This is a genomic window from Cellulomonas sp. P22 (genome assembly GCF_044392165.1).
On sequence record NZ_JBISBW010000005.1, the window covers coordinates 90,185 to 114,842 of the forward strand.

A 24,658-nucleotide genomic window follows, 5' to 3' on the forward strand; every position below is an offset into this window, starting at 1 on the left:
GTGCGCGGACGCACGCGGCGGACGTACCAGGCGGCGGAGGGTGGCCCCTGACGGGCGCCACCCTCCACCGCGGAGGTCAGTCCTTGTGGACCTGGTAGAGCAGCGGGACGCTGTTCCAGCCGAACTCGACGTTGCTCACCGTGTCCGCCGAGCCACCCGTCGCGTTGGCGTACCAGAGCGGTACGGCCGGCAGGTCCTGGAAGAGCAGCTCCTGGACCTTGTCGTAGACCGCGTTCGCCTCGTCGACCGACGACGCGGCCGAGCCCTCGGCGAGCAGCTTGTCGACCTCGGCGCTCGAGTAGTCGCCGTCGTTCGATCCGGCCCCGGTGCCGTAGAGCGGGCCGAGGAAGTTGAACAGGCCCGGGTAGTCGGCCTGCCAGCCCGAACGGAACGCGCCGGTGATGGTGCGCGCGGTCACGTCGCCGCGCAGCTCCTTGAACGTGGCGTACGGGTTGCCCTCGGCGCTGATGCCGAGCGTGTTGCGCAGGCCGTTCGTGACCGCGTCGACCCACGCCTGGTGGCCGCCGTCGGTGTTGTAGCCGATCGTGAACGTGCCCGTGTACGGCGAGATCGCGTCGGCCTGGGCCCAGAGCTTCTTGGCCTTCTCGGGGTCGTACTTCAGCACGTCCGAACCCTTGATCTTGTCGGACCAGCCGGCGATGACCGGGGAGGTGAAGTCCTTCGCGGGGGTACGCGTGCCCTGGAAGATGGTCTCCGTGATCTGGTCGCGGTCGATCGCCAGCGAGATCGCCTGGCGCCGGAGGTTGCCCTCCTCGCCCGAGAAGTGCTCGAGGTTCTGCGGGATGGTGAACGACTGGAAGATGGCCGCCGGCTGGTTCACCGCGCGGTCACCTAGCTCGCTCTCGAACGTGCCGTACGCGCTGTCCGGGACGTTGTCGAGGATGTCGAGCTGTCCCGCCAGGAGGTCGTTGTAGGCCGACTCGAGCGTCTCGTAGAACTTGATCGTGACGCCGCCGTTCTGCGCGGCCCGGTCGCCCGAGTAGTCCTTGTTGGGCACGAGCGCGATCTGCACGTTGTGCTCCCAGGCGCCGTCGGCCTCGAGCTGGTACGGACCGTTGCCGATCGGGTTCTCGCCGAAGGCCGCCATGTCGGTGAACGCCGCCTCGGGCAGCGGGTAGAACGCCGAGTAGCCGAGGCGCAGCGGGAAGTCCGACTCGGGCTGCGTGAGCTTGACGGTGAACGTCGTGTCGTCGACCACCTTGAGGCCGGTGAGCTCGGTGTCCTCGTCGTACGAGAAGCCCTCGATGGGCTCGAAGAAGTAGCTCGAGAGCTGCGCGTTGGAGAGCTTGGCACCGAAGTTCCAGGCGTCGACGAAGCTCTTGGCCGTGACGGGCTCGCCGTTCGTGAACGTCCAGCCCTTCTTGAGCGTGATCGTGTAGTTCTGCGCGTCGGTCGTCTCGATCGACTCGGCGACCTCGTTGTGCGCCTCACCGGAGGCGTCGTAGTACACGAGACCCGAGAACACGAGGTCGAGGATCTTGCCGCCCTGCACCTCGTTGGTGTTGGTCGGGACCAGCGGGTTCTGCGGCTCCCCGCCCCACTCCAGGACGATCCCTGTCGACGCCCCGTCAGCCGAGGGTTCCGTGCTCTCCTCTGCGCCGCTGCCCCCGCCGCACGCACTGAGCGCCAGTGCCGCCACAGCGACCGCTGCGGCCAGGCCTGCCGTACGCCTGATCTTCATCGTTCCTCCTGGTGGGGATGAGAGTCTCGAGCACATCGACGGCGCTGATCACGTCGTCGTGGTCGGCGTCGGGGGCGGTCCGCGGGCGAACCCCACGGCACGAGGGCGAGACTACGGACGAACTCCCCCGGTTCGTGGCAGAGTCGTGCGAATGTTACATAACCGAAACTGACCGGCAACGCGAGCTCGCGACGGCACCGGGGCGATCAGGCGGGCACGGACTGCGGGACCTGCTGCGCCGTGGCGCTCGCCCGCAGACGGCCGAGCGTGACGAGAGTGAGCCCCTCGACCACGATCTGCACACCGAGCAGCACGCCCAGGAGCGTCAGGGTCGCGACGACGGGGTTGATCAGCACGTACACGCCGAGGCCGATCGACACCAGCCCGCTGACCGCCAGGATCAGCTTGTGCTGCGGCGACTGGAACGCCGCGACCACCCGAGCGAGTCCGCCCGTCAGGAAGAGCGCGCCCGCGAGCATCGTGAGCGTGACCGCCCCGATGATCGGGTTGCGGAGCATGAACAGCCCCAGCACCGTGAGGACCGCGCCGCCGAGAGCGGCCGACCACGCGCCGCCGGAGCGGATCCGGAACAGGGCACCCACGAGCATGACGATCCCGCTGAGCAGGCTCGTCCACGCGATGAGGAGGACGGAGACGACGGTGGCGAGGACGACGTCACCGAGGACGACGAACCCGCCCAGGACGAGCAGGATGCCGAGGACGACGTCCCAGCCGGTGCGACGTCGTTCGAGCACGAGAGTTGCCATGTGACTTGTCCGATCTCTGGTCGAGGCACGAAGGCGGCGCGGCAGCGCGCGAGCTCGACCGTCGCCGTCCGGCCGACGTCATGAACGTAGCGGCAGGCACGGCGAAATACCCACGAAAGGTGGCAAATCGTCCCGTGTCGCGGTCGACAGCCCTGTAGGACAGGAACCCGTCAGAGCTTCTTGCCCGGGTTGAGGATCCCGAGCGGGTCGAACACCGCCTTGAGCGCCCGCTGCAGCCCACGGACGGTCGGGCCGAGCTCCGCGTCGACCGCACCCAGCTTCTCGGTGCCGATGCCGTGCTCCCCCGTGACCGTCCCGCCGAGCTCACCGGCGAGGTCGAGCACCTGCCGGTGCGCGTCGGCCGCGGCCTCGACCTGCCGGGCGTCGGACGGGTCGTAGGCGATCACGGGGTGCAGGTTCCCGTCGCCCACATGGCCGCCCGAGCCGATCACGAGCCCCGTGCGTGCCGCGATGACCGCCAGCCCGGAGATGAGGTCGGCCAGGCGGGCGCGCGGCACCGCGACGTCCTCGTTGAGGCTCGCCCCACGCAGCGCCCGCATGGCCGGGTTGAACGCGCGGCGCGCGGTCAGCAGGTCCTCGACTCGGCTCGGGTCGTCGGCCGTCGCCGTCGTGAGGGCGCCGTGCGCCACGCAGGCCGCGGTGAACGCCGCCAGGTCGTCCTCGGCGCCCGCGCGCGCGTCGGTCAGGGCCAGCAGCCAGGCCCGCGCACCGGTGGGCAGCCCGGCGTCGGGGACGTGGGCCGCGACCGCGGCGAGCACCACGCCGTCGAGCAGCTCGAGCGTGCTGGGGCGGTGCGGGCCGGCCATGATCGCGTTCGCGGCCGCGAGCGCGTCGGCCACCGACGCGAACGTCGCGCTCGTGCCGCGCACCGGGCCCGGCGCGGGCAGCAGGTCGAGCGTGGCCTGCGTGACGACCGCGAGGGTCCCCTCGGAGCCGACCACGAGCCCGGTCAGGTCGTACCCCGCCACGGCCTTGACCGTGGCCGGGCGCGTCCTGAGCACGGTGCCGTCCGCGAGCACGACCTCGAGCGAGCGCACGACGTCGCGGGTGACGCCGTACTTGACGCACCGCATCCCACCGGCGTTGGTCGCGATGGTGCCGCCGACCGTGGCGCGGTCCGACGACGCCGGGTCGGGCGCGTAGAACAGGCCCTGCGCGGCGGCGGCCCGGGCGAGGTCGTCGACCACCACGCCGGGCTGCACCACAGCGACCTGGTCGACAGGGTCGATGCGGACGATCGCGTCCATCCCCGACAGGTCGAGCAGCAGCGCGCCCGGGACCGCACTGGCTCCCCCGGCCAGCCCCGTCAGCGCCCCCTGCGGCACGACGGGCACGCGGTGACGGTGCGCGACCGTGAGCGCGGCCGCGACCTGCGCGGTGTCGACGGGGCGCAGCAGCGCGAGCGGTCGACCCGCGGCGGGCACCCCCGACGCGTCGGTCAGCCGCGCGTCGACCCGGTCGGAGGCGGTGACGACCGCCGCGGCGGGCAGCACCGCGCGCAGGTCGGCGAGCACGCCCGCCGGGTCCGTCGTCGTCATGTCCTCAGCCCTCGTACTGCAGGACGTAGAGCCCCGCGTTGTAGTCGGTCATGTACGCGACGCCCTCGGCGTCGACGAGCACGTCGAACGACTGGATGACCTGCGGCCGACCCGGACGCGTGTCGACCATCCGCGCGGGGGCCGGCGGCACCCAGCCCGCGACGAGCTCGGGCCGGTAGGGGTCGGTCAGGTCGTAGGCCCGCAGCCCCGCGTTCTGGTACGTCGCGAAGACCAGTGTCTCGCTCTGGAAGCTGCCGGGTCGGTTCTCGTGCAGGTTGTGCGGGCCGAAGTGGCCGCCCTTGGCCACGAAGTCGTCCTCGGCGGGCTGCGGGAACGTCGAGATGCTCGTCGGGTTCGCGGGGTTGCGGATGTCGAAGACCCAGGTGTGCTTGACCCCGTCGGCCGCGTGGTCAGCGATGCCCTCGTCGGCCACCACGAGCAGGTCGCGCCCGGGCAGCGGCAGCGCGGTGTGCGTGCCGCCGCCGAACGGGTCCGACCAGTTCCGCGCCGAGATCAGCCGCGGCGCGGAACGGTCCGCGACGTCGAGCAGCGTCAGGCCGCCGTCGCGCCACGAGGCGTACGCGGTGTCGCCGTGCACGATCGCGTGGTGCAGCCCGTACCGCCACCGCGTGTCGTCCCACGTGGGGCTCTCGCCGCCGGCCTGGTGCATGCCGGGCAGCGCCCAGCGGCCCACGAGCTCGGGCCGGGTCGGGTCGGCCAGGTCGATCGTCACGAAGATGTAGTCGCTGTACCCGTCGAGCAGCGCCGACGCGTACGCCCAGCGCCCGCCCGTGTACCAGAGCCGGTGCAGCCCGACGCCCTCGACGGGCAGGAACGCGATCTCCCGCGGGGAGCCGGGTGTCGCGATGTCGAAGACCCGCAGCCCGGCCGCGTAGCCGCGCTCGGCACGCAGCGCCGCGTCACCCACCGAGCGGCCGTAGTAGTCGTCCTCGCGCGTGAACGCGGCGTCCTGGAACAGGTCCTTGGCGTTGACGACCAGCAGCAGGTCGTCCGCGGTCTGCAGGTGCACGCTCCACGTGCCCGGGGGCGCGGGCACGAAACCCGTGAGCACCGGCTGGCGCGGGTCGCGCACGTCGATCACCGAGAAGCCGCCCGAGAACGCGTGCGCGACGTACGCGAACCCGCGGTCGACCATGACCTGGCAGCCGTCGGGCCGCCCGCCCTGGTCGGTGTGCCCCAGGAACGAGAAGCCCTGGGCGAAGTCGGGGCGGTGCTGCGTGGGGGTGCTCATCACTTGTCCTTGCGGAGGAAGGCGAACGCGAGGGCGATCGCGAACACGCCGCCCTTGACGATGTCCTGGGCGTAGTACGGCACGTTCATCATGGTCAGCCCGTTGAGCAGGATCCCGATGAGCAGCGCGCCCAGCAGCGTGCCGATCACGCTGGGCCGCTTCTGCCCGAAGATCGCGTACCCGACGTAGGCGGCCGCGACCGCGTCCATGAGCATGGGTGCCCCGGCCGAGATCTGGCCTGAGCCGATGCGGCTCGTGAGCACGATGCCGCCGACGGCCGCGAGCAGACCGCTCACGACGTAGGCGATGGTCTTGAGCCGCCCGACCGACAGGCCCAGGTGCCGGGCCGCCTCCGCGTTGCCGCCCACCATGAACATGTGCCGGCCGACGGTGGTCCGGGTGAGGAACAGGTGCGCGACGACCACGACCGCGAGCAGCAGGAGCACGGCGAACGGCACCCCCAGCACGTCGCCCTGCCCGATGAACAGGAACGACGGCACGATGATGCCGGTCGCCGGGCCGCTCGCCGTCATGACGCCCGGGTAGATCGAGTACCCGTTGGTGTACGTGAGCTGGATGCCGTTGACGATGAACATCATCGCGAGCGTCGCGAGCAGGTCCGGCAGCCGCAGCCGGACCACGAGCAGCGCGTTGACCAGGCCCACGACCGCACCGAGCAGCAGCGGCACGAGGATCGCGACGAACAGCTCCTGGCGGTGGTAGACCATCGCCGCGGCCGCCCCGATCGTCGCGAGGCTCGCGACCGAGCCGATCGACACGTCGAAGCCGTCGACCACGAGAGAGAACGTGACGCCGAGCGCGAGGAACGCGCTGACCGACACCGAGCGCAGGATGTCGGTCATGTTCTTGAACGTGAGGAAGTTGTCGTTGACCACGGCGAAGAACGCCACGACGGCCAGGATGACGAGCACCCCGGCATAGCGGGACAGGAACGTGCGCACCGCCGCCCGGCTGGGCAGCGTGGGGGTGAGCGTGAGCGCGGTCACGAGATCTCGGCTTTCTCTGGTGCGGGCCTGGGGGCGGGCTCGGCGGCGAGCATGAGGTCCAGCGGTTCGAGACCGTGGGCGGGGCGGTCGGCGACGGGTCCGGTGCGGTCGAGCACCACGACCCGGTCGGCGATGCGCAGCGCGTCGTCGGGCTCGGCCGTGAGGTACACGACCCCGGTGCCGGCCGCGGCGCTGCGCTCGATCGCCTGGAAGATGGCCTCCTTCGCGGAGACGTCGACACCCTTCATGGGCTCGTCGAGCACCAGGACACGGCGTCGGGCGCCCGACCACTTCGCGATCGACACCTTCTGCTGGTTGCCGCCGCTCAGCCGGCGCACGAGCTGGTCCGGGGTGGTCGGCTGGATGTCGTACTCGGCGACCAGGCGCCGGGCGTGCGCGTCCTCCCGGCGCGGGCGCACGAGCCCGCGGAAGCCGAGGGCCAGGTGGGTGCGCACGTCCTCGTCGAGCCACAGGCCGTGGTGGCGGCGTTCCTCGGGCACCAGCCCGAACCCGAGCCGGGCCGCGTGCGCCGGGCCACCGACCTGCACCGGGCGTCCGTCGAGCTCGACCCGGTAGGGGCCCTCGAGCCCGAACAGGGTGCGAGCCAGGGTCGTCTTGCCGGTGCCGAGCTGGCCGAAGACCACGACGACCTCGCCGTGCCCGACGCTCAGGTCGAGCGGCCGGCGACCGCGCCCGAGCGGCAGCTCCCGCACCCGGAGCGCCGGGGCGCCCGTGGGGGCGTCGGGCGGCGCGGCCTCGCCGGTCGCGTCGGTGGCCGTTGCCTCCGGGGCCGTCGGCTCGCTGCGACGCCGGGCGACCGCGAGCTCACCCGTCATGGCCTCGACGACCTGGCGAGAGCCCGTCGCGGTCGTGGGCGCGGCGAGGACCGTGACGCCCTCGCGCAGCACCGTGACGCGATCGGCGAGCACGAAGACCTCGGCGAGCCGGTGCGAGATGAAGACGATCCCGATGCCGTCCGCCACGAGGCCCGCGACGATCCGGTAGAACCGCTCGGTCTCGGCGGCGTCGAACGACGCGGTGGGCTCGTCGAGCAGCAGGTAGCGGGCGTCCCCCGCCACGGCGCGCACGAGCGAGAGGACCTGCTTCTCGAACAGCGACAGCGACGCGACGGTGCGGTCGACGTCGAGGTCGACGCCGTGGTGCGCGAGCAGCTCGCGGGCCCGCTGCCGGTTGCGTCGCGGGCTGAACGACCGCAGGCCCCGGGCGCGGTCGAGACCCGCGGTGAGGTTCTCGTGGACCGTGAGCTGCGGCACGAGCGCCCGGTCGACCTCCTGGGCCAGCAGCACCACCCCGGCGCGCGCCGCGTCGCCGGGATGGTCGAAGCGCACCGGGGTGCCGTCGAGCAGCACCCGGCCACCGGTGGGCGTGTGCACACCGGTGGCCAGGTGGACGAGGGTGCTCTTGCCCGCGCCGTTCATCCCCAGGAGCGCGTGGACCTCTCCGGGGGCGACGGTGAACGACACGTCCCGCAGCACGGGACCGTTGCCGTAGTCGTGGGTGATGCCCTCGAGCGCGAGAGTCACTTGGAGCGGAGCTCCAGCGCCGTGACCCACTCGGGCCACTCGACGCTCGTGCTCGACCACGCCGGGACGACGTCGGCGAGCTCGGCGAACGTGATGGGTTCGGCGGGAAGGTCCTTCTTGAGCACGAGCGCGGGCTCGACCTCGACCGACGTGCCCACGTCCTCGCCGGCGACCTTCTGGTAGGCCAGGCGCACCTGCGACTGGCCGATCGTGGCGGGGTTGGTGGCCGACGCGGCGACGAAGTTGACGCCCTCGTCCCAGAAGTACGGCAGCTCCTGATCGGTCAGGTCGACCGAGTACACAGCGACGTCCGTGCGACCTGCCTGCTTGAGCGCCTCGAACGCACCACGGGTGAACTCGTTCCAGTGCGACCAGATCGCGTCGATCTGCCCGGGCTGCGGGTACTGCTTGAGCAGCGCGTCGACCTGGGCCTGGGTGTCGAGCGCCGAGTTGCCCGAGACCTGGCCGATGCGCGCGACCTCGGTCGTTCCGGTGTGGGCCGCGAGGAACGAGTCGACCACCGCCGCGCGGCGGTCGAGCGGCGGGTAGCCGGCGACCGAGAGCACCACGAGGTTCGCGTCGTCACCGAGGTCGGCGGCGATCTGGTCGAGGCCGTTGCCCGCGAGCGCGGCGTCGTCCTGGTTGATCGCGGTGATGCCGTCGAGCGTCAGGTCGCTGTCGTAGGTGAGCACGACGATCCCCGCGTCGAGGGCGGCCTGCACGGGGCCGTCGAGCGCCTCGGCGGTGCCGTTGTTGACGAGCAGGACGTCGACGCCGGAGTTCACGGCGGTGTCCACGTTCGAGGCCATCCGGCTCAGGTCGTTGTTGGAGTCGTACACCTGCAGCGACCCGCCGAACGCGTCGACCTGGGCGGTGACGGCACGGGCGTACGTCTCGTACCACGAGCCCGTGGTGATGCGGGTGACGAGGGCGACGTCGAGGGGCTCGGCGAGCGCTTCGGGGATCTCGACGTCGGCGCCGACCGTCGCGGTGGACGTGGGGCCGGTCGCGGACGTCCCTGCGGCGGTCTGCTCGGAGGCGCAGCCCGTCAGCAGCAGGGCCGACGGGACGGCGACGGCGACGATGTTCTTCCACAGCGACATGGCGGGGTGCTCCTCGGGCGGGGTGGCGTGGACCGACCGACCGCGGCCGCGGTGAGCGGACGGGCGGGGCGGCTGTGGATCGGGGGCGGTGACGGCCCGGCGGCGCGGGGCGGGTCACCTGGGGCGCACCGGATGGTTCCGGTGCGCGGGGCTCAGGGGTGAGCGGGCTGGGTCAGCAGCACTCGGCGCTGAACGCGCACATTCGACATCGGGTGACCCGCCGGGCGCCGGACCGCACGACTCGACCCGGCGCGATCGCGCTGGTGGTCGTCGTGAACATGTCGGCCTGCCCTCGTCCGGACCGCTGGTCTCCCGCGGTCACCTGGTGGAACGTCGACGAAACTAGCCATCCACCTGGGCGATTCCAACTTGTGAACGCTTTTCGCTCACCATCTGGACACATGACCTGATTTCGTCCCGGTACGTCACGTTCCGGGGGGTCACCGCTCGGCGCCGAGCCCGATCCGGTCGCTCGCGATCACGTCGTCCACCGCGTCCCGCACCCGGAGAGGCAGGCTCCCGAACACCCGCGCGAGCACGCCCAGCCGACGCGGCACGTACACCGCGAACCGGCGGCGCTCGATCGCCCACATGACCCCACGACCCACCTGCTCGGCCGTCACCGCGCGGAACCCCCGCTGAGGGGTGATCCCCGCGCCCATCGCGGTCGCCGCGAGGTAGGGCAGCACGACCGAGACCTGCACGCCCGTGCCCCGCAGCTCGCGGCGCAGCGCCTCCGAGAACCCGACCACGGCCGCCTTGGCGCCCGAGTACACCGCGAGCCCGGCCATCGGCTTGCTCCCGGTCGCGCTCGCGACCTGCACGACGACCCCCCGGCCCCGCGCGAGCATGCGCGGCAGCACCAGGCGCGTCGCGTGCACGACGGCCCGGTAGTCGACGTCGACCACCAGGTCCGCGGCCGCCGCGTCCTGGTCCGTGAACCGGCCCGTCGGCATGACGCCCGCGTTGTTGACCCACACCTCGATGGGCCCGATCTCGTCCTCGACCTCGTCCACGAGGCGCGCGAGCAGCACCGTGTCCCGCACGTCGAGCCTGCGCGCCACCACGTCAGGGCCCAGCGCGGCGGCCGTCGTCCGCGTCACCTCGAGGTCGAGGTCGCCCAGCACGACGGTGAAGCCGCGGGCCACCAGCTCGGCCGCGACGGCCCGCCCGATCCCCCGGGCGCCCCCGGTCACGACCGCGACGCGCACCCCCGGCGCGACGTCGCTCACGCGCGCACCACCCGCTCGCCGAACACGACCGAGGCATCGGTCAGCACGACCTGCGCCACGGGCTCCCGGCCCGCGAGGTGTCCGAGCGGACCGCCGGCCGCGACCTCCCAGCGTGCCGCGAGCCGGTGCACCCGGGCGACGACCCGGTTGTGCGAGACCACGGTGCGCCCGTCGAGCCGCTGCGCGGTGGGCAGCGGCACCGGGACCCGGCCCGGCAGCACACGCCCTCCGACGCGTGACGTGAGCCGCACGACCGGCTCGCCGGCCACCGTGCGCACCTCGGTGCGCACGGCCCCCGACGACGCCGCCTCACGTCGCACCTGCGCGATCTCCTTGGGGATCCCCCACAGCTCACGCCCCCCGGCTCGCGACTGCGGGCTCGTGACCCAGATCTGCGGGATCGTCACGCGCAGCGCCGCACCGCACCGGGTCGGCAGCGCCGTGAGCAGCTCGTCGTAGGCCAGCACCCCGCCGGGCGCGTACCCGACCACAGCGAGCCCGACGACGGTGTCACCGCCCAGCACCACCGGCCGGTGACCGGCCGGAAGGGCCTCGTCGAGCAGCGGCACCTCACCCACCGGCACCCGGAAGACCGCCAGCAGCAGGCTGCCTCCGAGATACCAGGGCTCAGGCGGGTAGACCGTCCCGTCGGCCGACTCGTGCCAGCCGGCGGGGGCTGCGGACCGCGCGGATACGTCGTGCACCACGTCCTCCTGCGTCTCTGGCCGTGTGGGCGACGGCGCCCGCGACACCCGCATCGTGCCACGGCGCCGGGCCGTCCACCCGTCCCGCGCGGCCTCGCTCACCCGGCCTGCGCGACGTCGCCACCGGCGCCGCCCTGGTCGTTCCGGCCACCCGCCGTGGGACCCGGGTCCACCTCGAGGACGTGCTCGCGCGTGAGGACCACCCGGTCGCCGTAACGAGGTCGCCGCAGGTAGAACGGAACGTTGTCGAGCCGACCGACGAGGTGCTCGCCGTCGACCTCCTCGAGGCGGACCCACATCCGCTCGGTGCGGATCGGCCAGCGCCGCTCGAAGACCAGCTTGACCGTGTCCCCGGGCGCCAGCCTGTCCGTGACCTCGTCCGACGGCAGGTCTCCCGGCACCTCGACCCCGGAGCCGGGCACCCAGAACGCGTCGGTCTGCGCGGTACGCGGTGCCGCGACCACGACCAGGCGCCACCGGAACAGCAGGCGCCCCACGAGGTCGACCCGTGATGTCGCGGGCGGTCGACTGGTCCGTCTCACCCGGCGAGGGTAGGCCCCCGCCCCACCCCGCCGACAGGGCCGAACAGCGGCAGCACCTCCGGGACACCGGTCAGGTGGCGGCCGGTGCGGCCCGCCGGTGTAAGAGCTCGGCCAGCACCGTCGCGAGGCGGTCACCGAAGCCGGGCGGCGTGCGCCCGGGCAGGGCGTCGACCGCGAACCACGCGACGTCCTCGCTCTCGGCGCTGGTCACCGGCACGGCGGCCTCGTCGGCGAACGCCACGAAGCCCACGTCCCAGTGCGTCCGGCACGCACCGAAGCTGCCGCTCAGCCCGTGCCGGTCGACGTCGACGGGCAGCGGATCGGGGGTGTGCAGGGCGACGATGCCACCCTCCTCGCGCGCCTCCCGGTACGCGGCGGCTGCCATCGACACGTCGGTGGCCTCGACGTGACCACCGAGCTGCACCCAGAACTGCCCCTTGCGGTGGTAGCAGAGCAGCACGTGCGTGAGGTCCGGGGTGAGCACGAAGCAGCTCGCCGTGAGGTGCTCGGGCCCGCCGTCGCGGGCCACCGCCGCCGCACCCGCGGCGCGCACGAACGCCACGTACTCGTCCGCGAGCGCCCGCTGCGCCGGGTCGGCGGGGAGCCAGACGAGCAGCCGGTCCTCGGCGTCCTGGGCGAGCGTCGCGTGCGTCGCGTGCGTCGGCGGGTCCGTCACGTCCGTCATCGGGCCAGCCTAACGAGCGGGCTCAGACCTGCAGCAGCCGCCCCACGAGCTCGTCGGGCCGGGCGAGCGCGACCAGGTGCCCGCCGGGCAGCACCTCGACGGGCAGGCCGAGCCGGTCGCGGGCCACGGCTCGCTGGAACCCGAGCGGGAAGAACCGGTCGTCGGCGCCGGCCAGGACGTGGACCGGGGCGCCCCACGCGGTGAAGTCGCACACCGAGCCGAACACGGCGTCCGCCTCGCCACGGGGTTCGCCCCCGGTCGCCAGGACCTCGGGCGGCACGTCGTGCAGGAACACCACCTCGGGGTCGAGCCCGTGCGGGTAGCCGCCGTCCGCCGCGGCCCTGGCCTGCGCATCGGCCCAGCCGGTGGCCTCCCACCACTCGCCCGGGGTCTCCCCCGGGACGGGCACCATCGCGTTGACGAGCACGACGGCCCGCACGGCGCCGTGGGCGGCGACGAGCGGCGCGGTGAAGCCGCCGAGCGACTGCGCCACGAGCACCACGCCGGTCCGGTCGCCGATCGCGTCCCGGACGAGGCGCGCGTACTCGGGCAGCGTGGCCGCGGGGTCGTCGCCCGGCAGGTCGACCGCGAGCGCGTCGTGCCCGGCCGCCCGCAGCAGCGGCACGACCCGGTGCCAGTACCAGGCGTCTCCCCCGGCCCCCGGGACGAGCACGAACGCTCCCATGCGCCACCTCCAGACGTAGCCAGATACTCCCATACCAGGACACACTGGCCCCCGAGGGTGCCGCGGCCCGGCCGGCCGGCACCGCGCAGACCTGGAAGGACGTGCCGCATGAGCTATGACCCGACCCGGTTCAGGACGTACCTCGAGCACGAGCTCACGTACGTCGCGGGGTTCCGGCGCAACGTGCAGCGGTACGCGAACCGTGTGGCGCTGAGCGACCCGCCCTCGGGCCAGGACTGGACGTACGCGCAGCTCGGCGAGCAGGTCGACCGGACGGCGCGGGCGCTCGCCGAGCGCGGCGTGGGGCGCGGCGACCGGGTGGTGTTCCAGCTGTACAACGGGGTCGAGTTCGCGCTGCTGTACCTGGCCACCCAGCGGCTCGGCGCGATCAGCGTGCCGATCAACTACCGCCTGGCCCCGGCCGAGACGGCTCACGTGCTCGACGACAGCACGCCGGTCGTGCTCGTGGTCGACGCGGAGTGCGCACCCGCGGCCGAGACCGCACTCGAGCTCGCCACCGCGGTCCCGACCGTGCTCGTGGTGGGACCAGGACGCAGCGGCGCGCAGAGCTTCGAGGAGGCCGTGGGGCAGTCAGCGGGCGAGCTGCCCCCGCTGCCGGACGACTTCTCGACGTTCGAGGAGACCACCCGGCTGTACACCTCGGGCACCACGGGCATGCCCAAGGGCGTGGCGCTGCCGTCGCTCGTCGAGGTGCTGAGCGCGCACGACGTGATCATGCACTTCCCCCTCACCCCGGACGACCGCACGCTCAACATGACGCCGTGGTTCCACCGGGGGGGCCTGCACTCGGGTGGCCCCACCCCCGCGTTCTACGTCGGTGCGGGCGTCGTGCCGCTGCGCAGCTTCGACGCCGCCACCGTGCTCGACTGGGTCGCCGCCCACGGCCTGACGTTCCTGATCGGCGCCCCGGTCACGCTCGCGATGCTCGCCGCCGAGCAGGAGCGCGCACCGCGCGACCTCGCCACCCTCCGCGGCATCGTGACGATGGGGGCGCCGCTCGACCGGGCCGCCGCGCTGCGCTACCAGCAGGTCCTCACGCCGCGCCTGTTCAACGGGTACGGCACCACCGAGGCGTTCTGGAACACGTTCCTGCGCCCCGAGGACCTGCCCGAGCGGGCCGGGACGGCGGGGCGGGCGTGCACCGACGACGACGTCGCAGTGGTCCGGGTCTACGAGGACCGCCTGGCCTCGCCCGACGACCTGGTGGCGCGCGACGGCACCGAGGCCGGCGAGGTGATCATGCGGTCCCCCAAGTCGGGCTACGGCTACGTCAACCTCACCAGCGCCGACGAGGAGAAGTTCCACCACGGCTGGCTCTACCCGGGCGACATGGCCACGTGGGACGCGGACGGCTACGTGACGATCCTGGGGCGCAAGGACGACATGGTGATCTCGGGCGGGGAGAACGTGCACCCCGTCCAGGTCGAGGCGGTGCTGGCCGAGCACCCGGGCGTGCTCGACGCCGTGGTGGTGGGGGTGCCCGACGCGCACTGGGGACAGCGCCTCGTCGCGTACGTGGTACGCCGTGACCAGGACCTCACGGCCGACGACCTCGACGCGTTCTGCCGGGCGCACGACGGCCTCGCGAACTTCAAGCGTCCCCGCTCCTACCGGTTCGTCGAGGCGGTGCCGCTCACGGCCACGGGCAAGAAGATGCACTTCCGGGTCGCGGAGCTGGCGGCCCACGACGACGCCGCGGGGCTGCTCGAGACGCCCGTCGCCACGACCGGGGCGGTCCCGCGTGCCTGAGGACCACGAGCGCGTCGTCCTGACCGGGATGGGCGCCGTGACCCCGCTGGGCCTGACCTGGAGCGCGACGTGGTCCGGTCTGGTGGCGGGGCGCAGCGGCATCGACAAGATCACGGCCTTCGACGCGTCGGACCTGCCGACCCGGATCGCGGGCGAGGTGCGGGGCTTCGACCCGGCCGACTTCCTGCCCGTCAAACGCATCAACCGGTCCTCGCGCGCGTCCCAGCTCGCTGTCGTGGCCGCGCGTGAAGCCGTCGCGGACGCGGGCCTGGGCACCGACCTCGAAGGGCTCGACGCCGCTGTCGTGCTCAACAGCGCGGTCTCGGGCTTCCCCGAGATCCAGGCGTCGACCGAGGCCTACGAGCGCGGCGGGGTCCGTGCGGTGCACCCGAGCTTCGTCGCGTCCTCGCTCACCAACATGGCGGCCTGCGAGGTGGCGATCGACCTGGGGGTGCACGGGCCCGTCAACGCGAGCGCCCTGGCGTGCGCGAGCGGCACGCACGCGCTGCTCGAGGCCCGCCGCACGCTGCTCGCGGGGGACGCCGAGGTCGTGGTCGCGGGCGGCACCGACGCGGCGATCACGTCGGTGATGTTCGCGGGCCTGACCGCGATGCGCGGGCTCTCGCGCAGCAACGACTCCCCGCAGGAGGCGAGCCGGCCGTTCGACGCCGAACGCGACGGCTTCGTGTTCTCCGAGGGGGCCGTGGTCTGCGTGATGGAACGGCTGTCCCGGGCCCGGGCGCGCGGCGCGCGGGTCTACGCCGAGGTGCTGGGCGGGGCGATGACCTCCGACGCGTTCCACGTCGTGGCCCCCGACCCCACGGGCCGGTACGCGGCACGGGCCATCAGCCAGACGCTCGAACGCTCCCGCCTGGACCCGGCCGACGTGGACCTGGTGTGCGCGCACGGCACCTCGACCCAGGCCAACGACCGCACCGAGACCATGGCCCTCCGGCAGGTCTTCGGGGCCCACGCGGACGCGCTCGCGGTCACCGCGCCCAAGTCCATGACCGGCCACCTCATCGGGGCCGCGGGGACCCTCGCGTCGCTGCTGTGCGCGATGTCGATCGTCGAGGGCGTCGTGCCGCCCACGATCAACTACACGACCCCCGACCCGGCGTGCGACCTCGACTACGTGCCCGGCACCGCGCGCGAGATGCCGGTGCGGTACGCGGTGACCAACGCGTTCGGCTTCGGCGGCCAGAACTGCGTGCTGGCCTTCGGGCCCGTGTGACGGGCAGCCCCTGCCACCGCCACGCCTCGGGCCGTCGCCCCTCAGGCCACCGGCACCGCCGCGGGGTCGGGCTCGAGGTCGGGATCGGGGGTGATGTTGAAGTTGTCGCGGAACACGTTCTCGGGGTCGATCCGGGACTTGAGCGCGCGCAGCCGGGCGAGCGTGGCCGGCGGGTAGGCGTCGAGCAGCCGCTCGGGGCGCGGGTCGGTCTCGAAGCTCAGGTACAGGCCGGTGAAGTGCGGCTGCATCGCGTCCCACAGCGCGTCGAGGCGTGCGCGGTTCGATCCGAACGCGATCAGCGAGAAGTTCGCGCTGCGGTGGGCGTACGCCGTGGCGTCGGGCGCGACGTCGGCGACGGCTCCCCCGACCGAGCGGATCTGGAAGAAGTGCACCGCGCCGCTCGCGACGAGGTCGGCCGCTGCCCTGGCCAGCTCGGGCGTCAGGTGCTCGACGAGGGCCGAGCGGGTCACCGGCTCGCCCTGGCCGTCGTGCGGACCCTGGGGCAGGTCGACGACCGCGGGGTACGGCAGGATCTGCACGCGCTGGTCGAGCAGGGGCGCGATCTGCGCCACGGGCTGGAGCCGGTCGATCACCGTCTGCGGGTCGTCTGAGTCGACCGTTGCCAGGACCTGCGCCACGACGGGCTGACGAGCACGGGGGCGCCCCATGATCAGGAAGCTCGTGACGTCCCGGGGCGCGGACTCGACCCAGGCGCCCCACCGTTCGAGGAAGTCCGCGGTGTCGCTCGCGTCGAACGCGAGCTGCGCGAACCCGACGTCACCCACCGCGTCGGCCTCGAGCTCGAACGCCGTGACGATGCCGAAGTTGGCCCCGGCACCCCGCACGGCCCAGAACAGCTCGGGGTTCTCGGTGTCGCTCGCGCGGACCTGGCTGCCGTCGGCGAGCACCATGTCCACGGCGCGCAGGTGGTCGATCGTCAGGCCGTGCTCGCGCGCGAACCATCCGATGCCGCCCGCTGTCGCGAGCCCGCCGACCCCGACGCCTCCGTGGTCGCCCGAGCTGAGCGCCCAGCCGTAGGGCGCGAGCGCGGCGGCGACGTCGCCCCACCGGGCGCCGGGACCGATGCGCACCCGGCGCGTGGCCTCGTCGAGCACCTCGATGGTGTCGAGAGCCCCGAGGTCGAGCACGATGCCGCCGTCGTTGGTCGAGCGGCCGCTGATGCCGTGGCCAGCGCTGCGCAGCGCCATCGGCACGGGCTGCGTGCGGGCGAACGCCAGGGCCTCGACCACCTCGGCCGAGGTGCGCGGGCGCAGCACGAGGCCCGGTGAGCCGCCGCGCAGGTACGTCGAGCGCACGCTCGCGTACGCGGGGTCGCCGGGTTCGACGGCGGTGCCCGCGAGCGAGGCTGGCACCGCGTCGTAGTCGATGCCCTCGCGGCGGCGGGACCGCACGAAGATGCTCGGGACAGTCCGCTCGACCGTGCCGGCCGATGCGCGCTCGCGGGTCACGGCCTCGCGCAGCGCGGGCGCGACCTCGGCGGCGAACCGCTCGATGACGTGCGGGTCGTCGTCGGCCAGCAGGACCGTCCCCACGCCCTCGTCCAGCACGAGCGGGAGCAGCTCCTCGACCCACTGGTCGCCGGGTCCCACGAGGAAGCCGCCCGGGGTCCGGGCGAACCGGCCGGTGACGGTCACGAGCCGACGGATCTCGCGTGGGTCGCGGCCGGCCTCGGTCGCGGCCTGGTCGATCACGGCCTGGGCCGCGCGGAGCCCCGCGAGCGCATGGTGCCCGGGTGCCGGGTGGTCGGACGTGTGCTCGTCGAGGGACGTGAGCCAGCCATCGGCCTGCCGCCCCACGAGCCGCAGCATCGCGGGGTCGGACCCCGGGAGCCAGATCGGCATGCGGTGCGCCGGGGCGGGTCCGCGCTGGGCGCCGTCGACCCGGTGCACCGTGCCGTCGACGTGCAGCGGCTCGCGCTCGCCGGCGGCCCAGATCCCCCGCACCACGTCGACCGCCTCGCCGAGCGCCGCCAAGGAGCGGCGGGGCGCGTCGGAGGTCAGGCCCGCACCCAGGGAGAGCGCGATGCGCCCACCGGTGAGCAGGTCGAGGCTCGCGGCGGCGCGCGCCACGACCGCGGGCGGCCGCACGGCGACGTCGAGCCCGGTCGCGGCGAGGTGCACCCGCTCGGTGCGGGCGCCGACCCAGCTGAGCAGGGTCCACACGTCCAGACGTTCGGGCTGGTCCGGGTGGTCCGCGTACGTGACGAGGTCGAGTCCCAGCTGCTCGCTCAGCAGGGCCCGGGAGACGGCGATCTCGGGCGTGATCGAACCGCCGCGCAGACGCGTCCCGAGCTGGAGCGGGTGTCCGTAGTCCACGTCAGTCCCCCGCCCCGTCGGTGCCGCGCTTGGCGGCGACGAGCTCGCGCAGCGCGGGCGCGACCTCCTGGCCGAACCGCTCCAGCTGCGTGGCGTCGTCGCCCTGGAGGATGTAGCCGCTGAAGCCGTGCTCGAGCGTGAGCACCGCGAGCTGCTCGACCCACTGCTGCGGGGGCCCGGCGAGGAGCCGGTCGCTCGGCGGCCCGAACTGCCCGCCGACGTTGAGCAGCCGGCGGATCGCCGCAGGCTCGCGCCCGGCGTCGTGCGCGGCCTGGTCGATCACCGCGTTGGCGTCGCTCAGATCGGTCAGCGACTTGATGTAGCTCAGCGACGGCAGCCAGCCGTCGGCCTTCGCGCCGGTCAGGCGCAGCATGCGGGGCTTGTAGGCGCCGAGCCAGATGCCGATGTCGTGCGCCGGGGCCGGGCCGCGCTTCGCGCCGTCGAGCGCGTAGTACGTGCCGTCGACCCGCAGCCGGGTGGTGCTCGCGGTGTCCCAGATGCCACGGATCACGTCGATCGCCTCGCTGAGCGCGTCGACGGCCTGACCGGGGCTCAGGCGGCGGGCGCCCATCGCGGCGATCGCGTCCCAGAAGGCTCCGGCACCGAGCCCGAGCTCGAGGCGTCCCCCGCTGAGCAGGTCGAGGCTCGCGGCGGCGCGGGCCAGGACGGCGGGCGGGCGCAGCGGCAGGTTGATCACGTTCGGGGCCAGGACGACCCGCTCGGTGCGGGCCGCGACGTAGGACAGCAGCGTCCAGGTGTCGAGGAAGCCGGGCTGGTACGGGTGGTCCTGGAAGGTGACCAGGTCGAGGCCTGATCGCTCGGACGCCTGGGCCAGGGCGACGACCTGCTGCGGTGCGGCGTTGGTCGGGGTGATGAACGACCCGAGGACGAGGTCGTGGCCGTAGTCCGGCATCCGTGCGCCTACCCTTCAAAATACGTTGTCCAGCAGATCATATGTTCGGCCGAAGTGTTGAGCAACCACGGACCCGCGGCTAGGATCGCGACCATGAGCAGCACCCAGGACGACCTCGGCTGGCACCTCGGCGTGCTGCTGCGCGCCTACCAGTGCTCGGTGGCCCGGCTGCTCGGCGACCTCCCCCACGGCACCCGCGGCTACCAGGTGCTCGCCGCCGTCGAGCACGGCGACCAGCCCAACCAGCAGGCCCTGGCCGCGCACCTCGGCATCGACCGCACCGTGATGACGTACCTCATCGACGACCTCGTCGCCGCGGGCCTGGTCGAGCGCCGGCAGAACCCCGCCGACCGCCGGGCCCGCAAGATCGTGACGACCCCGCGCGGCGCCGTGCACCTCGCCGACCTCGAGAGCGAGGTCCGCCGCGCCGAGGACGCCCTCCTGGCCGACCTGGACCCCGCCGAGCGCGACACGTTCCGCACGCTGCTGCGGCGCGTGGCCTGCGGCGTGCGGGACCTCGACCCCGCGGTCGACGTGTGCGACGCGGTCGCGCACGCGCTGCCCGGCGCCCCACCCTCCCCGGCAACGGTCGCCTGAGCGCCTAGCCTGGGCCGATGGCGGTCATCCGGAGTCGCAAGGTCAGGGCCGCCCGCAAGCGCAAGCGCCGGATGGACCGTGTCGAGCACGACCTCAGCGACGAGCAGTGGGCCGCCCTCAAGGACGCGTGGGGCGGCTGCGCCTACTGCGGAGCGACCGACAGACCCCTCCAGCGCGACTGCGTGCTGGCGCTGTCCCGCGGCGGGCGGTACACCCTGGACAACATCGCGCCGGCCTGCGGCTCGTGCAACGCCAGCAAGTGCAACGACGAGGTCACCGGCTGGCTGCGACGCAAACGGCTCGACGAACGCGCCTTCCTCGTGCGTCACCTCGAGATCCGCACGGCGCTCGCACAGCGGTTCCCGGCCCCGGACGCTGCCCCCGAACCGGCGGGGGCGCCACCTGAGTGATCGGGCATCGGCCGGATGCACCGCGCCGACCCGTGGCGCACCGGCGCCTCCCCACGACCTACCGCGTACGCCCGCCCACGGGGACGGCCGGATCCCCCACCGCCACCCGGGCACCACCTGCCCGGGCACCACGGGCACCACCCGCCCGGGCGCGCCGACGGGCGACCGCGCGGGCGATCCGCACCGCGTCGATCCGCAGCTCGCGGAACATCCCGCTGATCGGGTTCGTGTAGCCCGTGAAGTACAGCCCCGGCGCGCCGACCGGCGTCCGCGGGCCGTGCGCGACGGGCAGGCCGCGCGCGTCGAGCACGCCCAGGTGCCCCACGATCGGCTCGAGCCCGCGCAGGTACCCCGTCGCGGCGATGACCACGTCAGGGGTGAGCCGCGAGCCGTCGGCCAGCAGCACGTCGGGCCCGTCGACGGCGTCGAGCGCCGCGACCGGCTCGACCGTCCCGGCCCGGACCGCGTCGATCAGCCCGACGTCCTGCACCGGGACCGAGCCTTCCTTGACCCGCGAGTACAGGCCGGTGCGCGGGCGCGGCAGCCCGTACCGCCCCAGGTCGGGCACCTCGACCAGGGCGAGCAGACGCGCGATGCGGTCCACGACCGGCACCGGCAGCCGCCGCACCAGGATCCCGGTGAGCTGGGCGGGCCACCCCGCCGAGCTGCGCCGGACGATGTGCGGCGGGGTGCGGACCGCCAGACGCACGCGTCCCGCGCCGCCCTCGACCAGGTCCACGGCGATCTCGGCACCGGTGTTCCCGACGCCGACCACGAGCACGTCGCGCCCGCGGAACGGCACCGGGTTGCGGTAGTCGGCCGCATGCAGCAGCTCACCCGTGAAGGTGTCGACACCGGGCCAGCGCGGCGGCACGGGCGTGTGGTTGTACCCCGTGGCCACCACCAGCTCACGGGCCGTGAAGGTCTCGCCCCCCGCGGTGCGCACCACCCAGCCCGCCGGGCCCCGTTCGACCCGGGTGACCTCGACCCCGGTCCGCACCCGCAGGTGGTGGCGCGCCGCGTACGCCTCGAGGTAGCGCACCACGTCGTCCCGGGAGACCCACCGGCCGAAGCGGCGCGGGATCGCCATCCCCGGCAGCCCCGACAACCGGCGCGGGGTGTGCAGGTGCAGCCGGTCGTAGTGCCGCCGCCACGACGCACCCACGGCGTCCGAGCGTTCGAGCACGAGCGCGCGCACGCCCCGACGGGCCAGGGCTGCCGCGACCGCGAGCCCTCCGGGTCCCGCGCCGAGCACGATCACCGGCTCGGCGGACGCAGGGTCGAGCGACGGACGACGCACGTGCACCCTGGGCACCATCGCCCCATTACCCCACCGGCGCACGGCCGCCGTCCATGCCTGCCGCCCACCTGTTCCGCCCGCCGCCCGACGCCGGCCGGCCAGGGCTGGCGACCGGGCGGCACGGGCGCGATAGTCGAGGTGTCCGCGAGCCACCCCGCCGGAGGACCGCATGACGACGATCGACCGCTGCCCGGACCCCGGGACCGGACCTGACCCCGAGGACGGCCCGTGAGCCCGCGCCCCGTGCTGCTCTCGGTCGACGACGACCCCACCGTGGGCCGGGCGCTCGGGCGCGACCTCCGACGCCACTACGGCGAGACCCATCGGGTGGTGCGCGCCGACGACGGCCCGTCGGCGCTCGCGGCGCTGCGCGATCTCGCGCTGCGCGGCGAGCAGGTCGCCCTGCTGCTGGCCGACTACCGGATGCCTGGCATGTCCGGGGTCGAGTTCCTCGAGGAGGCCATGGACGTGGCCCCCTCGGCCCGCCGGGTGCTGCTCACCGCCTACGCCGACACCGACGCGGCGATCCGCGCGATCAACGACGTCGACCTCGACCGATACCTGCTCAAGCCGTGGGACCCGCCCGAGGAACGGCTCTACCCCGCGCTCGACGACCTGCTGGCCGAGTGGGCGTCCGACAACCGGCCCGCGTTCGAGGGCATCACGGTGCTGGGCGACCAGTGGTCGCTGCGCACCCAGGCGCTCAAGGAGTTCCTGGCCCGCAACGCGGTCCCGTTCCGCCACCTCGACGTGCGCAGCGAGGCGGGCGGTCGGCTGCTCGAGGCCGCGCAGCGCAGCGCCGACCCCGCGTCGCTCCCCGTGGTCCTGCTGACGGACGGCGAGGTCCTGGTCCGGCCGTCGCTGCCCGAGCTCGCGGACCGGGTGGGGCTGTCCACGACCGCCGGGCACCCGTTCTACGACCTGGTGGTGATCGGCGGCGGCCCGGCCGGGCTCGGCTCCGCGGTGTACGGGAGCAGCGAAGGCCTGAACACGCTGCTCGTGGAGCGCACCGCGACGGGCGGGCAGGCCGGGCAGAGCAGCCGCATCGAGAACTACCTCGGCTTCCCCTCGGGACTCTCGGGGGCCGACCTCGCGCAGCGCGCCCGCGCCCAGGCCCTGCGCTTCGGCGTCGAGATCCTCACAGCGGTCGAGGCCGTGGGCATCGAGGAGCACGGCGAGGGCCGGGTCGTGCGGTTCGCCGACGGCAGCGCGGTGACGGCGCTCGCGGTCGTGCTGGCCACGGGCGTGAGCTACACCCGCATGCAGGAGCCCGTCGACGCCTTCGCGGGCCGCGGGCTGTACTACGGCGCGGCTGCGCACGAGGCGCTCAACTGCAAGGACCAGGACGTCTACGTGGTCGGCGGCGCGAACTCGGCCGGGCAGGCGGCGCTGTTCTTCACGCGCTACGCCCGCCGCGTCGTGGTGCTCGTGCGCGGGGCGGACCTGCGCACCGGGATGTCCGAGTACCTGGTGAACCGGATCGAGGCCGAACCCGGCATCGAGGTGCGCACCTGCACCGAGGTCGTGGGCGCCGCCGGGGACGAGCACCTCGAGCAGATCGTGCTGCGGGACAGCACCGACGGCTCGCTCGAGACGGTCCCCGCGTCGTGGCTCTTCGTGCTGATCGGCGCCGCCCCCCGCACGGACTGGCTCGGCGCGGTGCTGGCGCGCGACCCCCGGGGGTTCGTGGTGACCGGACCCGACCTGCTCGACGCCGAGGGGCGCCCACCCGCGGGCTGGCCGCTGACGCGTGACCCGTACCTGCTCGAGTCGAGCATGCCGGGGGTGTTCGTCGCCGGCGACGTGCGGGCCGCGTCGGTCAAACGCGTCGCGTCAGCCGTCGGCGAGGGGGCCATGGCGGTCTTCCTCGTGCACCGCCACCTCCAGGAGACCCGATGAGCAGCACGCGCATCGACCGGGACGAGCTGCGCAGCCTGTTCCTGTTCGAGGCCCTGACCGACGACCAGCTCGACTGGCTGGTCGCCCGCGGCGAGCTGCGCACGTACGACGCGGGCACGGTCGTGGTGCGGGAGGGCGAGCCGGCCGCCGGCTTCTACGTGCTGGTCGACGGCGCGCTGCGCCTGACCCGGCAGATGGGTGGCGAGGACGTGCTGCTCAACGAGACCAGCCACCGCGGCTCGTACGGCGGCGCGCTGCGCGCGTACATCGGCGACGAGCAGGTGTACGCCACCAGCATCACGACGACCGCGCCGAGCCGTTTCTTCCGTCTCCCGGCCGCCGACTTCGGGGAGTTCGTCCGCACCACGTTCCCGATGGCGGTGCACCTGCTCGACGGCCTGTTCGTGGGCATCCGCAACAGCGAGGCGCAGATCCGCCAGCGCGAGCACCTCGCGTCGCTCGGCTGGCTCTCGGCGAACCTGGCCCACGAGCTCAACAACCCGGCGTCGGCGGCCGTGCGTGCGACCGCTCAGCTGCGTGAGCGGGTCGCCGGGATGCGCCACAAGCTCGCGGCGGTCGCGGACGCGCGCATCCCGCCCGAGACCATCGCCCAGCTGGTCGACCTGCAGGACCGGGCGATCGAGCGGGCCTCGAAGACGGACCTCGACCTGGGCCCGCTCGCGCGCTCCGACGCCGAGGACGAGCTCGCCCTGCACCTCGACGCCCTGGGTGTCGGGGGCGCCGACGACCTCGCCGCGATCTACGTCGCCGCGGGCCTCGACCCGTCGTGGGTCGACGAGGTGGTGGAGGTCACCGAGCCGTCGTCGCCCGAGGCCCCGCTGCGGTGGCTCGCGTACTCGCTCGAGAGCGAGGCGCTCATGGAGGAGCTCGAGGACTCGGCGTCCCGCATCTCGACGCTCGTCGCGGCGGTCAAGCAGTACGCCCACCGCGACAGCGCCGCGCCGACACCGGTCGACCTGCGACCCGGGCTCGACTCCACCATCGTCATGCTGGGCGCCAAGCTCGCGGGCCTCGCGATCGAGCGCGACTACGACCCCGGCCTGCCGCCCGTGCCGGTCTTCCCCGCCGAGCTCAACCAGGTGTGGACGAACCTCCTGGTCAACGCCGAGCAGGCGCTCGGCGGCCACGGCACGATCACGGTCCGCACGCGCCGCGACGGCGAGCAGGCCGTGGTCGAGATCGCCGACGACGGGCCGGGCATCGACCCCGGCGTGCTCCCCCACGTCTTCGACGCGTTCTTCACGACCAAGGCCGCGGGCGCGGGCAGCGGGCTGGGGCTCGACAACGCCCGGCGGATCGTCGAGCGGCGCCACGGCGGCAGCATCGAGGTCGACTCGTCACCCGCGGGCACGACGATGCGCGTCCGGCTCCCGCTCGAGGTCGCGGCGGGCTGACC

21 protein-coding genes are annotated in these 24,658 nt (G+C 73.6%); 6 read left to right on the plus strand and 15 right to left on the minus strand.

Annotated elements, in window-relative coordinates; all coding sequences use genetic code 11:
* Positions 1-76: 76 nt before the first annotated feature.
* The 12 genes from ACGIF2_RS05680 to ACGIF2_RS05735 form a co-directional block, all read right to left on the minus strand.
* A complete protein-coding gene (locus tag ACGIF2_RS05680) occupies positions 77-1,702 on the minus strand; it encodes an ABC transporter substrate-binding protein (RefSeq protein ID WP_396044422.1) in 1,626 nt (541 codons plus the stop codon).
* 206 nt (positions 1,703-1,908) lie between these two features.
* Entirely contained in the window at positions 1,909-2,469 is a 561-nt protein-coding gene (locus ACGIF2_RS05685) for an HdeD family acid-resistance protein (RefSeq protein ID WP_396044424.1), read from the minus strand.
* 170 nt (positions 2,470-2,639) lie between these two features.
* Positions 2,640-4,028: an FAD-binding oxidoreductase gene (locus ACGIF2_RS05690; RefSeq protein WP_396044426.1), complete on the minus strand. Its 1,389-nt coding sequence runs from the start codon at positions 4,026-4,028 to the stop codon at positions 2,640-2,642.
* 4 nt (positions 4,029-4,032) lie between these two features.
* Positions 4,033-5,280, minus strand: a complete 1,248-nt coding sequence (locus tag ACGIF2_RS05695; RefSeq protein ID WP_396044428.1) for an LVIVD repeat-containing protein — start codon at positions 5,278-5,280, stop codon at positions 4,033-4,035.
* Positions 5,280-6,287 carry an ABC transporter permease gene (locus ACGIF2_RS05700; RefSeq protein ID WP_396044430.1) on the minus strand — a complete coding sequence of 336 codons (1,008 nt, stop codon included), beginning with the start codon at positions 6,285-6,287 and terminating at the stop codon, positions 5,280-5,282. The genes ACGIF2_RS05695 and ACGIF2_RS05700 overlap by 1 nt, the downstream gene beginning before the upstream one ends.
* Positions 6,284-7,831, minus strand: a complete 1,548-nt coding sequence (locus tag ACGIF2_RS05705) for a sugar ABC transporter ATP-binding protein (protein ID WP_396044432.1) — start codon at positions 7,829-7,831, stop codon at positions 6,284-6,286. Before ACGIF2_RS05705 ends, ACGIF2_RS05700 begins: the two co-directional genes overlap by 4 nt.
* Positions 7,828-8,934 carry a sugar ABC transporter substrate-binding protein gene (locus ACGIF2_RS05710; RefSeq protein WP_396044434.1) on the minus strand — a complete coding sequence of 369 codons (1,107 nt, stop codon included), beginning with the start codon at positions 8,932-8,934 and terminating at the stop codon, positions 7,828-7,830. Before ACGIF2_RS05710 ends, ACGIF2_RS05705 begins: the two co-directional genes overlap by 4 nt.
* Positions 8,935-9,374: 440 nt before the next feature.
* Entirely contained in the window at positions 9,375-10,166 is a 792-nt protein-coding gene (locus ACGIF2_RS05715) for an SDR family NAD(P)-dependent oxidoreductase (protein ID WP_396044436.1), read from the minus strand.
* A complete protein-coding gene (locus tag ACGIF2_RS05720; protein WP_396044438.1) occupies positions 10,163-10,870 on the minus strand; it encodes an acetoacetate decarboxylase family protein in 708 nt (235 codons plus the stop codon). Before ACGIF2_RS05720 ends, ACGIF2_RS05715 begins: the two co-directional genes overlap by 4 nt.
* 98 nt (positions 10,871-10,968) lie before the next feature.
* The gene (locus tag ACGIF2_RS05725; RefSeq protein WP_396044440.1) at positions 10,969-11,412 is read right to left on the minus strand and encodes a hypothetical protein; all 444 of its coding nucleotides are present in this window, start codon (positions 11,410-11,412) and stop codon (positions 10,969-10,971) included.
* Between the two features lie 70 nt (positions 11,413-11,482).
* On the minus strand, positions 11,483-12,097 hold the full coding sequence (locus ACGIF2_RS05730; protein ID WP_396044441.1) for an NUDIX domain-containing protein: 615 nt from the start codon (positions 12,095-12,097) through the stop codon (positions 11,483-11,485).
* Positions 12,098-12,119: 22 nt separating this feature from the next.
* Positions 12,120-12,782 carry an alpha/beta fold hydrolase gene (locus tag ACGIF2_RS05735; protein WP_396044443.1) on the minus strand — a complete coding sequence of 221 codons (663 nt, stop codon included), beginning with the start codon at positions 12,780-12,782 and terminating at the stop codon, positions 12,120-12,122.
* Positions 12,783-12,890: 108 nt separating this feature from the next.
* Here ACGIF2_RS05735 and ACGIF2_RS05740 point away from each other — a divergent pair, with 108 nt between their 5' ends.
* Both ACGIF2_RS05740 and ACGIF2_RS05745 read left to right on the plus strand, forming a co-directional pair.
* Positions 12,891-14,552, plus strand: a complete 1,662-nt coding sequence (locus tag ACGIF2_RS05740; protein WP_396044445.1) for a class I adenylate-forming enzyme family protein — start codon at positions 12,891-12,893, stop codon at positions 14,550-14,552.
* Positions 14,545-15,786 carry a beta-ketoacyl-[acyl-carrier-protein] synthase family protein gene (locus tag ACGIF2_RS05745; RefSeq protein WP_396044447.1) on the plus strand — a complete coding sequence of 414 codons (1,242 nt, stop codon included), beginning with the start codon at positions 14,545-14,547 and terminating at the stop codon, positions 15,784-15,786. The genes ACGIF2_RS05740 and ACGIF2_RS05745 overlap by 8 nt, the downstream gene beginning before the upstream one ends.
* Before the next feature lie 41 nt (positions 15,787-15,827).
* On the opposite strand, the gene ACGIF2_RS05750 is transcribed toward ACGIF2_RS05745, so the two are convergent.
* Positions 15,828-18,122: an LLM class flavin-dependent oxidoreductase gene (locus tag ACGIF2_RS05750; protein ID WP_396044449.1), complete on the minus strand. Its 2,295-nt coding sequence runs from the start codon at positions 18,120-18,122 to the stop codon at positions 15,828-15,830.
* A gap of 1 nt (position 18,123) precedes the next feature.
* On the minus strand, positions 18,124-19,035 hold the full coding sequence (locus ACGIF2_RS05755) for an LLM class flavin-dependent oxidoreductase (protein ID WP_396044451.1): 912 nt from the start codon (positions 19,033-19,035) through the stop codon (positions 18,124-18,126).
* A 93-nt stretch (positions 19,036-19,128) separates the two neighbouring features.
* On the opposite strand from ACGIF2_RS05755, the gene ACGIF2_RS05760 reads away from it, so the two are divergent.
* Together ACGIF2_RS05760 and ACGIF2_RS05765 are read left to right on the plus strand one after the other, a co-directional pair.
* The gene (locus ACGIF2_RS05760) at positions 19,129-19,632 is read left to right on the plus strand and encodes a MarR family winged helix-turn-helix transcriptional regulator (RefSeq protein WP_396044453.1); all 504 of its coding nucleotides are present in this window, start codon (positions 19,129-19,131) and stop codon (positions 19,630-19,632) included.
* Between the two features lie 17 nt (positions 19,633-19,649).
* Complete coding sequence (locus tag ACGIF2_RS05765; RefSeq protein ID WP_396044455.1) at positions 19,650-20,042, plus strand: HNH endonuclease; 393 nt, start codon at positions 19,650-19,652, stop codon at positions 20,040-20,042.
* Between the two features lie 58 nt (positions 20,043-20,100).
* Here ACGIF2_RS05765 and ACGIF2_RS05770 read toward each other — a convergent pair whose 3' ends face one another.
* Positions 20,101-21,348: a flavin-containing monooxygenase gene (locus ACGIF2_RS05770; RefSeq protein WP_396044457.1), complete on the minus strand. Its 1,248-nt coding sequence runs from the start codon at positions 21,346-21,348 to the stop codon at positions 20,101-20,103.
* Positions 21,349-21,570: 222 nt separating this feature from the next.
* On the opposite strand from ACGIF2_RS05770, the gene ACGIF2_RS05775 reads away from it, so the two are divergent.
* Together ACGIF2_RS05775 and ACGIF2_RS05780 are read left to right on the plus strand one after the other, a co-directional pair.
* The gene (locus ACGIF2_RS05775; protein WP_396044459.1) at positions 21,571-23,241 is read left to right on the plus strand and encodes an FAD-dependent oxidoreductase; all 1,671 of its coding nucleotides are present in this window, start codon (positions 21,571-21,573) and stop codon (positions 23,239-23,241) included.
* Positions 23,238-24,656, plus strand: a complete 1,419-nt coding sequence (locus ACGIF2_RS05780) for an ATP-binding protein (protein WP_396044461.1) — start codon at positions 23,238-23,240, stop codon at positions 24,654-24,656. The genes ACGIF2_RS05775 and ACGIF2_RS05780 overlap by 4 nt, the downstream gene beginning before the upstream one ends.
* Positions 24,657-24,658: the final 2 nt, after the last annotated feature.